This window comes from Paeniglutamicibacter sp. NPDC012692 (genome assembly GCF_042901625.1).
In the GTDB taxonomy this organism is placed as follows: domain Bacteria; phylum Actinomycetota; class Actinomycetes; order Actinomycetales; family Micrococcaceae; genus Paeniglutamicibacter.
In genome coordinates this window covers 504357-517522 of record NZ_JBIBDE010000003.1, presented here as the reverse complement: position 1 = coordinate 517522, position 13166 = coordinate 504357, and the positions used below count along the sequence as shown (strand labels likewise).

Annotated in this window: 13 protein-coding genes and 2 tRNA genes; 9 read left to right on the top strand and 6 right to left on the bottom strand. The window is 65.6% G+C overall.

What is annotated here, in order from left to right; translation table 11 throughout:
* The first annotated feature begins 154 nt into the window (after positions 1-154).
* The 6 genes from tmk (at position 155) to ACFY5D_RS14310 (ending at position 4930) form a co-directional block, all read left to right on the top strand.
* Positions 155-835: a dTMP kinase gene (tmk, locus tag ACFY5D_RS14335; RefSeq protein ID WP_387530968.1), complete on the top strand. Its 681-nt coding sequence runs from the start codon at positions 155-157 to the stop codon at positions 833-835.
* Positions 832-1980 carry a DNA polymerase III subunit delta' gene (locus tag ACFY5D_RS14330; protein ID WP_387530966.1) on the top strand — a complete coding sequence of 383 codons (1149 nt, stop codon included), beginning with the start codon at positions 832-834 and terminating at the stop codon, positions 1978-1980. Before tmk ends, ACFY5D_RS14330 begins: the two co-directional genes overlap by 4 nt.
* Positions 1981-2015: 35 nt before the next feature.
* Positions 2016-3572 carry an alpha/beta hydrolase gene (locus ACFY5D_RS14325; RefSeq protein ID WP_387530963.1) on the top strand — a complete coding sequence of 519 codons (1557 nt, stop codon included), beginning with the start codon at positions 2016-2018 and terminating at the stop codon, positions 3570-3572.
* Between the two features lie 101 nt (positions 3573-3673).
* Positions 3674-3746, top strand: a tRNA-Thr gene (locus ACFY5D_RS14320).
* A gap of 101 nt (positions 3747-3847) precedes the next feature.
* A complete protein-coding gene (locus ACFY5D_RS14315) occupies positions 3848-4351 on the top strand; it encodes a MepB family protein (protein ID WP_387530960.1) in 504 nt (167 codons plus the stop codon).
* 9 nt (positions 4352-4360) lie between these two features.
* Positions 4361-4930, top strand: a complete 570-nt coding sequence (locus tag ACFY5D_RS14310; RefSeq protein WP_387530957.1) for a GNAT family N-acetyltransferase — start codon at positions 4361-4363, stop codon at positions 4928-4930.
* Positions 4931-5031: 101 nt separating this feature from the next.
* Here the strand turns inward: ACFY5D_RS14310 and ACFY5D_RS14305 are convergent, their stop codons facing one another.
* Positions 5032-5877, bottom strand: coding sequence for an aldo/keto reductase (locus ACFY5D_RS14305; RefSeq protein ID WP_387530955.1), 846 nt, complete (start codon positions 5875-5877; stop codon positions 5032-5034).
* A 161-nt stretch (positions 5878-6038) separates the two neighbouring features.
* Between ACFY5D_RS14305 and ACFY5D_RS14300 the strand changes: the two genes are divergently transcribed.
* Positions 6039-6575 (top strand): RNA polymerase sigma factor, encoded by a 537-nt coding sequence (locus ACFY5D_RS14300; RefSeq protein ID WP_387530953.1) that lies wholly within the window; start codon positions 6039-6041, stop codon positions 6573-6575.
* On the top strand, positions 6572-7795 hold the full coding sequence (locus tag ACFY5D_RS14295; RefSeq protein WP_387530950.1) for a hypothetical protein: 1224 nt from the start codon (positions 6572-6574) through the stop codon (positions 7793-7795). Before ACFY5D_RS14300 ends, ACFY5D_RS14295 begins: the two co-directional genes overlap by 4 nt.
* A 79-nt stretch (positions 7796-7874) precedes the next feature.
* Here the strand turns inward: ACFY5D_RS14295 and ACFY5D_RS14290 are convergent, their stop codons facing one another.
* The 5 genes from ACFY5D_RS14290 to ACFY5D_RS14270 form a co-directional block, all read right to left on the bottom strand.
* Positions 7875-8363, bottom strand: coding sequence for a hypothetical protein (locus ACFY5D_RS14290; RefSeq protein ID WP_387530947.1), 489 nt, complete (start codon positions 8361-8363; stop codon positions 7875-7877).
* Between the two features lie 49 nt (positions 8364-8412).
* Complete coding sequence (locus tag ACFY5D_RS14285; RefSeq protein WP_387530944.1) at positions 8413-9144, bottom strand: proteasome activator; 732 nt, start codon at positions 9142-9144, stop codon at positions 8413-8415.
* A 148-nt stretch (positions 9145-9292) separates the two neighbouring features.
* Positions 9293-9541: a YbdD/YjiX family protein gene (locus ACFY5D_RS14280; RefSeq protein WP_387530941.1), complete on the bottom strand. Its 249-nt coding sequence runs from the start codon at positions 9539-9541 to the stop codon at positions 9293-9295.
* Between the two features lie 2 nt (positions 9542-9543).
* Positions 9544-11790 carry a carbon starvation CstA family protein gene (locus ACFY5D_RS14275; RefSeq protein WP_387530938.1) on the bottom strand — a complete coding sequence of 749 codons (2247 nt, stop codon included), beginning with the start codon at positions 11788-11790 and terminating at the stop codon, positions 9544-9546.
* 118 nt (positions 11791-11908) lie between these two features.
* A complete protein-coding gene (locus ACFY5D_RS14270) occupies positions 11909-12886 on the bottom strand; it encodes an NAD(P)H-quinone oxidoreductase (RefSeq protein ID WP_387530935.1) in 978 nt (325 codons plus the stop codon).
* 149 nt (positions 12887-13035) lie between these two features.
* Between ACFY5D_RS14270 and ACFY5D_RS14265 the strand changes: the two genes are divergently transcribed.
* Positions 13036-13123: transfer RNA gene (locus tag ACFY5D_RS14265), tRNA-Ser, on the top strand.
* Positions 13124-13166 lie beyond the last annotated feature (43 nt).

The window sequence follows — 13166 nt, the reverse complement described above, 5'->3', positions numbered from 1 at the left end:
GCCGGGCCCGCACCCCCAGCCGGATGACGAAACACCGCCGCGCTGTGACAGCCCCGACAGCGGGCGCCATCCTGCCCGGCCGACTTGGGAACTCCCGCCCAATCGGCTGCCGGGGCGACTCACCGTCCGACCCCATTAGAGATAGGCTAGGACGGTGAGTTCGACGCAGCAGAATCCTAGATCAGCAGGCCGCTTCATCGTCTTCGAAGGCGGGGACGGCGCCGGGAAATCGACGCAGGCTGCCCTGTTGAGCGCCGAGCTGCGCAAAAACGGCCACGCCGTCCTGCAAACCCGCGAACCCGGGGGCACCCAGATCGGCGAAAAGCTGCGTTCACTGGTGCTTGACCACGGGCAGGGCACCGTCGACGCGCGCACCGAGGCCCTGATGTACGCGGCGGCACGCGCCGCCCACGTCGAACAGGTGATCCGCCCGGCGCTGGCCGCCGGCACCATGGTGGTCTGCGACAGGTTCATCGACTCTTCCCTGGCCTACCAGGGCATCGGCCGCGCACTGGGCGAGGACGCCGTGCGTTCCATCAACGAATTCGCCACCGGCGGTCTGGCCCCGGACCTGACGGTGCTGCTGGACGTCGCACCGGCCGCCGGCCGTTCGCGCCGCACCACCGGCGTCGACGGGGCACCCGTGGCCGAGGACCGGCTGGAATCCGAACCCGACGAGTTCCATGCCCGCATCCGCGAGGCCTTCCTCCACTTTGCCGGGCGCGCCCCGCAGCGCTACCTGGTGCTCGATGCGACCAACAGCGTCGACGAGCTTGCCGCGGCCATCAGCGGCGCCGTCGCCGCCCTTCCGGAAGCCGCCGGGTACCAGTCGTGAGTGTCTGGGACGACCTGCCGGGCCAGGGGAAGACCATCACGGCGCTTTCCCGCGCCGTGGCCGAGGGCAGCCCGTCGCACGCCTGGCTGTTCACGGGCCCTCCCGGTTCCGGGCGCTCGAACGCGGCGCGGGCCTTTGCCGCCGCCCTGCAATGCACGGTCCCCGATGTGGCAAGCCGCGGTTGCGGGCAGTGCAAGGCCTGCGTGACGGTGTTGGCCGGCACCCACCCCGATGTCGCGCTGATCGCCACCGAGAAGGTCAACTACCAGATCGAGGACGTCCGCGAGCTGATCACCAAGGCCCAGGACCGTCCCTCCACCGCCCCGTGGCGCGTGATCATCGTCGAGGACGCCGACCGGATGACCGAGCGCACCACCAACGTGCTGCTCAAGTCGATCGAGGAGCCGCCCCCGCACACCATCTGGATCCTGTGCGCCCCGTCCCCCGCCGACGTGCTGGTGACGATCCGTTCGCGCTGCCGTTCGGTGTCGCTTTCGGTGCCCACCCGGGCCGCCGTTGCCGAACTGCTGGTCCGCCGCGACGGGCTTTCCGAGGCACAAGCCGACTTCGCGGCCCGCATCTCCCAATCGCACATCGGCATTGCCCGGCGCCTTGCCCGCGACGAGGAAGCCCGCCGCCGCCGGGACCGCACCGTGCGCCTGCCGCTGCGCGTTCGCGGGGTCGCCGATGCGGTAATGGCAGCCGCGGAGCTGGTGGACCTTTCCACTGCGGAGGCCACCGCCGCGGCAACCGAACGCGCGGAGGCAGAGGCCACCGCACTGCGCACGGCGCTCGGGCTGGAAGCGGACGCCCCGGTTCCGCCCCAGCAGCGCAGCCAGTTCAAGGCCCTGGAGGAAAACGCAAAGCGCCGGGCGCGCCGTTCCACGCACGATGCGCTGGATCGCTCGCTGATCGACCTGACCACGTTTTTCCGCGACGTCCTGATGCTGCAGATGAGTTCCGGCACCGAACTCGTCAACGACTACCTGTCCGATGACTTGCGGTCCTACGCCGCTGCGTCGCGACCCGAAGCCACGGTGGCCAAGATCGATGCCATCGCCGAGGCCCGTACCCGCATCGGCGCAAACGTTGCACCGCTTTTGGCCGTCGAGGCCATGATGGTCGCCCTGCGGCCCGAAAAATAACCGAATATTCCGCCCCACCAGACTTAGGAGCCAGCATGAGAGCCTTCAGACGCCCAGTGTCCGTGATTGCAGCGTTGGGCGCCGCGGCCCTGCTGCTGACGGCGTGCGGTCCAGTCACCACGGCGGACCCGACCTCGGCCGTGAAAAGCTCGACGGATTCCGCCACGTCATCGACCCTGCCGCCAGCGGGGGACGCAATCCCCGCGGGCCTTGAGAAGTTCTACAAGCAGAAGCTGGAATGGACCAAGTGCGGCGAAGGCCTCGAGTGCGCGAAAATCACCGTGCCCATGGACTATTCCAAGCCCGAGGGCGAAACCATGACTCTTGCCATGAACAGGCTCCCGGGCAAGGACGCCCAGGGATCGTTGCTGGTCAATCCCGGCGGCCCCGGCGGATCTGGCCTTGACCTCGTCAAGGATGCGGGCACCACCCTTTTCGGTCCGGATCTACAACGCAACTTCGACATCGTTGGCTTCGACCCGCGCGGCGTGGGATCCTCGACCCCGGTCAAATGCGAGACACCTGCCGAACAGGATGCCAGCCGCCAGGAAGAATTCGACACCAGCACCGACGCCGGTTTGGCGATACTGCGCAAGGCCAGCGCCAAATACGCGGAGCAGTGCGCACAGCGCACCGGCCCCTCCCTTGGCTTTGTCGACACCGTGTCTGCGGCACGGGACTTGGATGTCATGCGCGCCCTGGTCGGTGACAAGCAGCTGAACTACCTGGGCTATTCCTACGGCACCTACCTTGGTGCCCACTATGCAGAGCTTTTCCCGCACAACGTCGGCCGGTTGGTTCTTGACGGTGCGCTTGATCCAACGCTGAGCGACGAGGAAATCACCTTTGACCAGGCCGTCGGATTTGAAAACGAAATCCGGGCCTATATGCAGAACTGCCTGGACTCGGGCAACTGTCCATTCACCGGCAACCTCGAGGAAGCCTTGACACAACTCCGGGGAGTGCTCGCCGGAGTCGAGCGCACACCGATGGTGGCCAGCGATGGCCGGACCGTGCCGATCAACGACTTCATGAATGGCTTCATCCTCCCGCTATACAACAATGACAGCTGGTTTGCTCTCACCGAGGCCATGCGAGACGTCATCGCCGGGAATGTCGATAACATCCAGTTCTTTGCCGATCTTGCCGCCGGTCGCGAGGAAGACGGAAGCTACCCCAGCAACGGAAATGCTGCTTTCTCTGCAATCAATTGCCTCGACTACCCCATGAACCCAAATATCGAGGCCATGCGCGCCCAGGAACGCGCGCTGATCGCGGCCGCACCGGTCTTCGGCAAGTACGTGGCGTTCGGGGCCATAGGTTGCCAGGACTGGAAGTACCCGCCGAAGGGGAAACCCGGCGTGCTCAAGGCCGCAGGCGCAGCCCCGATCGTCGTTGTCGGCACCACCGGGGATCCCGCAACTCCCTACAAGTGGGCCGAGGCATTGTCGGAGCAGCTCGATTCCGCCGTCTTGGTGACCTTCAAGGGACACGGCCACACCGCCTACGGCCGCTCGAACAAATGCATCTCCGACGCGGTGGAATCGTACTTGATTGACGGCAAGGTTCCCGCCGACGGGCTCACCTGCTAGACCCGCGCAACCGGAGCCTTCGGGGCGTGTCGGCACGTCGTTTTGACCGCTGCCGATGCGCTCCTATAAAGTAGTCACTTGTGGCGCTAAAACGCCACGGTGCCTCCTTAGCTCAGTTGGTAGAGCGTTTCACTCGTAATGAAAAGGTCGCCAGTTCGATTCTGGCAGGAGGCTCTGATTTACCCCCGGTTTCCGGGGGTTTTTCATTTAACACCGACCTCGAATCTTGCCCGCGGGTGAAGCCACCGGGCTGAACCGGGAAGCAGGAACTTCCGATGCCTCATCGAACGCAGCCAGCGCCGCTCGTCCCACCAGAGCTGGCAAGGCTCCTTGCCCATGCACCGCTGCCGCCAGGCCACGGCATCACCGGGTATTTCCCCGATCCGAATCCCGAGGCCCGCGCCTATTCGGGCTGCGGCTTTGTGCTCAACCGCGCGCCAGCGGCTGATATCCACGTGGTGTTCCGCTCCGCGAAGGTCACGCCCACCAAGGCCGGGTTGTTTGTCACGCTGTGGCAGCGCGACGCAGAGGGTGAAACCCGGCCCTACACATCAGACGACGGCGTGGACGAGTTCTGGATCTTTGCCGAAACCAAGCACGGCTCCGGATGTTTCAAGTTTCCCGCCCGGGAACTGGCCAAGTACGGCGTTCTGACCACTGCCGAGAAACCCGGCAAGCGCGGCTTCCGGCTGTACACCCCTTGGGACACGGATCTCAACGCAGGCGCCACCAAGGCTTGGGCTTGGCAGCGCGGGTTCTTCACCGTGTTGAGCCGATAGGCTTTTTCCATGGAAAAACTTTCGCTGCAATCCGAGAATCTTGAACTCGTCCCGCCCGCAGCCGATGACATCGACGCAATCTTCGCCGCGTGCCAGGATCCCGAAACGCAGAACTGGGTGCCGATTCCGGTTCCCTATTTGCGCGAACACGCGGTCGAGTACGCAACCACGCACACCGACAAGACGTGGGACGAAGGCACCGAATTCACGTGGACCATCCGATCCGCCGGCACCCTGGCCGGGGTTGTGGGTCTGTACCGGATCGGCAACGGATCCGCCGACCTGGGCTTCTGGATGGATCCCGCATTCCGGGGCAAGGGATTGCTGACCGAGGCGTGCAACGCCGTATTGGACTTTGCCCTCGCACCGGTACCTACAGGATTGGGGCTGGCCCGCATCGGCTGGAACGCCTACGCGGGGAACTTCGGCTCGGCGCGCGTCGCCCAGAAGCTGGGTTTCCACTTCGAGGGAACCGCTCGCCTGGGCGCCGCGTTGCGTGGGGAACTGCGCAACGACTGGGCGGGCAGCCTTTTGGCGGACGATGACCGCACCGTGCAGCCGTGGTCAATCCTGGCCTAGCTCCTGCCCACCGCCGGCATTAAATTGCCGTGGGGACCCGATTCAACGGATCCCCACGGCAAGTCGCTTTCCCCTGGCGCAGCCCGGAGGAAAGCCAATGTTTAGGCGAAGTCGCTGACGGCCGGGTCGGCGCTGATGCGGCCTTCCACGCCCTTGTCCAAGGCGTTGATCGCCGCGATGTCGTCGGCGTCCAAACGGACGGCGAGACCCTCGAAGTTCTCGACAATGCGCGACGGCGTGACCGACTTCGGAATCACGACGTTGCCAAGCTCCAGGTGCCATGCGATGACAACCTGGGCGGCGCTTGCCTGGTGCTTTTCTGCGATGGCAGCCAATACCGGGTCGCTCAGAAGTTCGCTGCCCTGACCCAGCGGCGACCACGACTGGTGCTTGATGCCCTTGGAGGCCTCGAACTCGCGCAGTGCGGTCTGCGGGAAGTACGGGTGGGTTTCGACCTGGTTGATGACAGGGAGCACGCCGGTGGCTTCCTCGAGTTCGGCGAGCGCCTCGATGGTGAAGTTGCAAACGCCGATCGACTTCACGCGACCGGACTTCTGCAGCTCGATCAATGCACGCCAGGTATCCACGTACTTGCCCTGCTTGGGCTGCAGCCAGTGGATCAGGTACAGGTCAAGGTATTCCAGGCCCAGGCGTTCCATGGAGGCATCGAAGGCCGCAAGGGTTTCTTCGAAGCCCTGGTCCGCGTTCCAGACCTTGGTGGTGATGAACATGTCTTCACGCGGAACGTCGGTGGCGGCAAGTGCGCGACCGACGCCCTCCTCGTTTCCGTAGATCTTGGCGGTGTCGATGTGGCGGTAGCCGGCGTCGAAGGCCTGCTGGACCACGTCGGTTGCAACGGTGTCTTCGACCTTCCACACGCCGTAGCCAAGCTGCGGAATGCTGTTGCCGTCGTGGAATGTGAGTTCTGGGGAAACAAGGTTCGTCATGCTCTCATCCTGCCACCGCGCGTTATGGGCAAGGGCGTCTGCACACGCTGATCAGCGTTGGGCGAAATGTTAAGCAAGCGTTTCAAGGTTCCATTGAGGCATGGGAAAAATTCTTTGATGCAGTGTGTAACACTCGGGCAGCTTTCGGACATAGAGGGAGCATGGACCAAGTGATAATGCTTCCGCGGCCCGGGCCGGCACCCGAAGAACGGTTCGCCGCCGTGCATGCCGCCTGCCACGACACCGTCTACCGCTACCTGGCCAGACGGATCATTCCCGCACACCTTGCAGAAGACCTCACCGGCGAGGTGTTCGTGATCGTCTGGGAAAAGGTGTTGGGCGGCGCCCAACCCGAGACAGCCTACGTGGTGGCGATAGCCAGGAACCTCCTGCGCGGCGCATACCGGACATCGGCGAAGGCTTCCAGGCTCCGCAGCGCACTCGCCCACGAGCATATGCGCCCAAGAGTTGAGAACCCCCAGGTAGCCCGGGCACTGGCGACAATGAAGGAGCCTGCGCGGGAGCTGCTTTTGCTCACCTACTGGGATTCGTTCACCGCCGAGGAAATCGCTGTCATCCTCGGCAGCAGCCCCGGGGCCGTCAGGGTGCGCCTGCACCGGGCGCGCAAGGCATTCGCCACGGCGCTTGCATCCGATTCAGCACTGCTTAGTTCTCTGGGAAAGGTGGCACGGTCATGACTACGCATTCAACCCCACGCTCAAACGGCGAACTCGATCCGCATACGGAGCTCCTCTTGCGCGCATCGGATCCGTTTGCCGACGACCAGGCCCGGGCCATGGAACACAGCCGGGCAACCAGCGCCGCCATACCTTCCGGCACCTATGTTCCATCGATTTCTCAACAGGTCGTTCCCCTGACACGGGGCACGAAGGGCGAAGCCCTGATGCCCGGGCCATCGGCACATCGAACCTCGACGGGACGTCGATGGGGCGTTTACCTGGCCGTTGCCGCCTCCACCGCAATCGTTGCAGGCCTCGCAGTCCTCGGCCCGTGGGGCAATGCCCCGCAACCGGCCGCTCCCGCGCCTTCGACGGCGTCTTCCCCGTCCAGCAGCGAATTCGATGCCAACGATCTGGCCCAACGGGAGGCGTTCCGGGAAGCCGGCGGAAAGCGCATCACCGGCTGGTTGCGCCCCGCACTTCCAACGGATCCGAAAGAGCTGCGGCGCACCGGATGGCTGCTGAACACCTACACCGTTGCGGGCACCGGCGAGACCGTGAACCACGCCGACGGCCAGTGGACGCCGATCGATCTCGGCGGCCGCGACACTTCCCTGCTGGGCAAGAACCAGCAGGCAGGCGACTTGGTGGTCGTCTCCACCAAACAAACCGACCTGAGTCTCGTTACCCCGCTTCCGGGTCCCTACGGCATCATGGTCTCGGACCCGAAGAAACTGGCTGCAGGGTCCTTGGACGGAACCACAAGCCTCATGACCCTGGACGGAACCTACCTGCAGATTCCGGACGGCCATTTCAACGGCACGCGACTGTCCCAGTTCGCGACCTTCAAGACGGCCCATTCCTACACCGGAACACCCAAGGGCGCACCAACGTGGTTCAAGGCATCGGAGTTCCACTCGTACACCGATCCCGATGCCCGCTCATGCATCACCGCCGTCACGAAGTCCGGAAACAAGATCCTGGCCTTCCCCGCCGGCTCCACCGCGTCGGGATCGATCGAAGGCGACGAGTTGCTTCTCGACGACCGGATGGCGGAACACCCGCTGCGAGTCATGCCACGGGGCGGCTGGCTCTCCGACGAGGGCAACGACTCCACGTTCATCCTTGACACCGGGGCCACCCCGACGCCGACGTTCACGGCATGGCCGACCACCGAGGTCGGCACCTGCGGCGGTGACACCGGGGAGATCGTGAAGTTCGCGGGCGACGGGAAGTAATTTCAGACCCAACGAACGAGGGGCTGTCGGCCCGAATCATCCGGCCGACAGCCCCTCGTTCGTTTGCAGTGCGCGGCGTCTAGCGGTGCTTGGCCATTTCGGCCTCGGCCGCGCTGATCCCCTCGGCGACCAGGTCGGCGCGCATGGCGACGTTTTCCAGCCCTGCCGAGGCGTAGCCCCAGCGTTCGCCGTCCAGGCGCGACATCGCGGCGACCTGCGCGGTGGTCGCCAGGTCGTTGGCGGCCTTGGACAGCATGCGGTGCACCGCATAGAGCTCGTGCGGAACGTTCTCGCCGGTACTGGGGTTCTTGGCCTGGGCCTCGACGCAGATCACGCGGACCCTGGATTGCAGCTCCGCCAGGTGGTTGGCGATCAGGATCAGCGCGTTGTGCAGGTCGTCGTCCTCGATGCCCTCGAGAACCTGGTGCACCCGGTCCAAGGAGCGCCCGAAGCGGTCGTAGGCGCGTCGCCATACTCCGTCGCCGAGCTCCTTGGCGTCACGGCGCGCATTGCGCGCGGTGGAGAACAGCCCCATCTGCGTTTGTACCCTTGCCTCTGCTGGTTTCAAGGCCGTGCGCCTTGGCGGCTCGCGGGCCGCATTCGTCTGAAATACCAGTCTAGAGGTACTGGCCGTACCCGCTGTTTCCTTCCTGGTGCTTCTTGTCCCCGGATTCCTCGGGGCCTTCCGCGCGGCGCGGGCCGGCGGGGCCCATGCGTTCGGGTTCGCCCTGCTCGTTGATGATGATGCCCGGGGCAACCTGGGTGCCCGGTGGCAGTTGGCGCAGGGCCATGCGCTGGGCCAGCTGCTGGTTGGCCAGCTGTTGTGCCGCCATGGCGGCCTGCAACCCGTGGAAAACCCCCTCGAGCCAGCCCACCAGCTGGGCCTGGGCCACGCGCAGCTCCGCGGTGGTGGGTGTTTCTCCCTCGCCGAAGGGCAGCCGGATCCGGTGCAGTTCGGCGGCCAGTTCCGGGGACAGCCCGGTCTCGAGTTCGTGCACGGAGCGCTCGTGGATGTCCGCCATCCGGGCGCGGGCCTGCTCGTCCAGGGGCGCGGAACGGACCTCGTCCAGAAGCTGCTTGATCATGCCGCCGATGCGCATGAGCTTCGCGGGTTCACCCACCCCCATGATCTGCTGGCCGTCGTGTTCCGGCTCCGGCGCGGGAACCGGCCGGGCTCCCGGCGCCGGACCGTCCACCGGCCCGCGCCCCATGGGTGCCGGCCTGACTTCCTGCGGAACGCTGTGCTGCCCCGTGGCAAAGCCGGGCACCGATGGCCATGGAGTGGCGCCCGGCGATGGCGGGTTTGTTGCCTGCTGGTCTTCCGGGATCTGCGCGCTTTGCTCACTCATGCCACCATCTTGCCACGGGCGGCCTAGGGTCGGGAGGGAGATCCCCGAGGGTTTTGGGAACCCGGCCGGCGGGCGCCCCTCCGGGCAGCGAAACGGCGGGAGGCCGAACGTGGTTCGACGGCCCGCCGTTTCCCGATGCGCATTGTGCCTAGCAGCAGCGTCCCTGCGGGTTCTTTTCCTGCCAGTCGGTGTAGTCGCGCCAGAACTCGCGCTCGCTCATGGGCGGCACGCCGGGATGGGTGCGTGCCTGGTGTTCGAGGTACACGCGGTACTTGTCGGCACCCAGCACGCCCTCGAAGTAGCGCACGAACGACCGGGCACCCTGCCATGTCGCGGAGCATGCCCGCGCCACCGCCGAGCGCTGTGCGCCCGAAACCTGGTCCTGCCCCGGGCCCATGGTCAGTGACCGCCCCGGATGACCTGGTGCTCGGCCGGAACCAGCTTCCAAGCGGCCTCGAGTTCCTTCTCGGCCGGCGAGGAGATGATGCCGCTCGGCGCGAAGAACCGCGAGGGGAACTCCGGATCCTCGGTGTGGATGCCACCGCCGTTCGGGTAGGCCCTGATAGTGGCGATGATGGCCGCGACGATCACGATCAGCGAAAGCACCAGGAAGATCACCGAGAGCCAGCCCTGGACACCGGTGTTGCGCACCACCGCCTCCATGGCCTCGACGTTCTTCGCGGACCCGAAGTGGGTTTCCCCGCGTTCCAGCGCGCCCTTGAACGCATTGTGCTGTGCAAAGTAACCGACGGCCGGGACCGGCGAGAAGATCTTCAGGATCGACGCGGACACCGTGACAACGGTGGCGAACGCCATCGGCAGCACCACAATCCACAGGTATTTGAAGTTGCCGCGCTTGGCCACGATCGTCATGACAACGGCCAGCGCAATGGCCGCCAGCAGCTGGTTGGAGATGCCGAAGAGCGGGAAGAAGGTGTTGATGCCGCCCAGCGGGTCGGTCACGCCCAGGATCAGGATGTACCCCCAGCCGGCGACCATGATCGCGGTGCAGGCCCAGGCCCCCGGACGCCACGAGGTGTCCTTGAACCTCGGGAAGACGTTGCCGATGGTGTCCTGCAGCATGAAGCGGGCCACGCGGGTGCCGGCATCCACTGCGGTGAGGATGAACAGCGCCTCGAACATGATGGCGAAGTGGTACCAGAAGCTCATCATTGCGGCCCCGCCGAACCACTGCTGCATGATGTGCGCGATGCCCACGGCCAGGGTCGGGGCGCCACCGGTGCGCGAGACGACGCTTTCCTCGCCCACGCCCGCCGCCAGGTCGGTCAGCATGCCCGGGGTCAGGTTCACGCCGGTCAGTCCCAGCGAGTTCACGAACGCCACCGCGCCCTCGACGGTTCCGCCCGTTGCCGCGGAGGAGGAGTTCATCGCGAAGTAGATGCCGCGGTCGATCGAGATCGCCGCGACCAGCGCCATGATCGCCACGAAGGACTCCATGAGCATGCCGCCGTAGCCCAGGAAGCGGGTCTGGCGCTCCTTCTCGACCAGCTTCGGGGTGGTGCCGGAGGAGATCAGCGCGTGGAAGCCGGACAGGGCGCCGCAGGCGATCGTGACGAAGAGGAACGGGAACAAGTGCCCGGCAACAACGGGGCCCTTGTCCGTGTTCGCGAACTCGGAGATCGCCGGGACCGTGATTTCCGGGCGCACCACGATGATGGCGACGGCCAGCAGGCCGATCACACCGATCTTCATGAAGGTCGAGAGGTAGTCGCGCGGAGCCAGCAGCAGCCACACCGGAAGCACCGCGGCGATGAAGCCGTAGACGATGATGAACCACGCCAGCGTGGTCCGGTCCAGGTGGAAGAATTCGGCACCCCACGCCGATTCTGCGACCCAGCGGCCGGAAATGATCGCGAACATCAGCAGCGCAAAGCCGATCACGGAGATTTCCATGACCTTGCCCGGGCGGATGAACCGCAGGTAGACGCCCATGAACAGGGCGATCGGGATCGTCAGGCCCACCGAGTACACGCCCCAGGCGGATTCGCCCAGCGCGTTGACCACCACGAGGGCCAAGATCGCCACGATGATGACCATGATGGCTAGGGTCGCGATCAGGGCTGCGGTGCCGCCGATGACGCCGAGCTCCTCGCGGGCCATCTGGCCCAGCGAGCGCCCGCCGCGGCGCATCGAGAAGAACATGACCAGGTAGTCCTGGACGGCCCCGGCCAGCACCACGCCGATGATGATCCAGAGGGTGCCCGGCAGGTAGCCCATCTGGGCTGCGAGGATCGGGCCGACCAGCGGGCCGGCGCCGGCGATCGCCGCGAAGTGGTGCCCGAAGAGCACCCGGCGGTCGGTCGGCATGAAGTCCTTGCCGTTGTTGTTGTACTCGGCTGGGGTGGCCCTGAAGTCGTTGGGCTTGGCGATCTTGCGCTCAATGAACTTGGCGTAGAAGCGGTAGGCGATCAGGTAGGTGCAAACTGCCGCGAAGACGAACCAGATGGCGTTGATGGTCTCGCCGCGGGAGAACGCCAGCACCGACCAGGCGACGCCGCCCAGCAGTGCGATGGCAACCCAGATCCCGATCTTGACCGGCGTCCATTTCCTTGCTTCCGCCTCGATCGTCTCCGGGGCTACACCTGCCGGGGGCAAATCCGGCGCCGTGCTGCGATGCTGACTCATTGTTTTCCTCTCACGGGGTACAGATGGGTGGGGCGCGAGTTGTGGGCGCAGGTTTTGTCCCCTGTGTCGCAAGACACCCTGCACTCACCACCCACCGTAGACCTTGGGGAAAACGCGGTCAGGCCCTGACGACGATTTTTCCGGTGTGATTCCCCGAATCGAAGTATTCGTGCGCCGAACGGACGTCATCGAACGTAAACCGGCGGTCGATCGCCAGGTCCAGCCGCCCGGATTCGAGCAACGGAAGCACCCGCCGGCGCACCTCCTCCACGATTTCGGCCTTCTGTTCGGTCGGTCTGGCGCGCAACGTGGTGCCGACGATGCGGGCCCGCTTGGACATCAGCAGGCCCAGGTTCAGCTCCGCCTTGGCCCCGCCGATCAACCCGATGACCACCAGGGTCCCGTCCACGGCGAGCGCCCGCACGTTCGAGGCGAGGTACTTGGCGCCCACCACGTCCAGGATGACGTCGATGCCGGACCCGCCGGTGAGTTCGGCGGTGCGCTGGACGAAGTCCTCGTCGCGGTAGTTGATCCCGTGGTGTGCCCCCAGCGCCAGGCAATGGGCGATCTTCTCTTCGCTGGATGCCGTGACGAACACCGTGGCCCCCGCAGCCGCGCAGAGCTGGATGGCCATCGAGCCGATCCCGCCGGCTCCGCCGTGGATCAGCACGTTCTGGCCCTCCCGCAGGTTCGCCTCGAGGAAGAGGTTGGAGACAACCGTCGCTGCGACCTCCATGAACCCCGCGGCATCCACCAGGTCGACCGAGTCCGGAAGCTCCAGCACGTGGCCCGCGGGCACCGCGACATACTGCGCGTACCCTCCCCCGGCCAGCAGCGCACAGACGCGCCTGCCGACCAGCGCTGCGTCGGCTTCCGGGCCGACGGCCTCCACGATGCCCGAGACCTCGAGGCCCGGGATGTCGCTGGCGCCCGGGGGCGGCGGGTAGACCCCGATCCGTTGCTGCACATCGGCCCTGTTCAGCCCGAAGGCGGCCACCTTGAGAAGCACCTCGCCGACCCCCGGGACGGGAACCGGGCGTTCGGTTTCCGCCATGACTTCCGTTCCCCCTGCACCCCGATATTCAATGGCACGCATCGTCGCCCGCTTTCCTTGGATCGTTTCCGCTTTCCCCCATGATCGCACCCGCCGGGGGCTGGACCGGGCTCACGTTTTCGACACGCCTGGACGGTTACGCCGCAGGTGGTCCGTGGGCAGCCCTTGGCTGGCGTATACTTTTTTGGTCTGGATGGTTGTCCGAGCGGCCTAAGGAGCTGGTCTTGAAAACCAGTGTGCGGTAACCCCGTACCAAGAGTTCAAATCTCTTACCATCCGCTCAAAAAAGAGAGGCAGTTCCCGTATCAAGGGGACTGCCTCT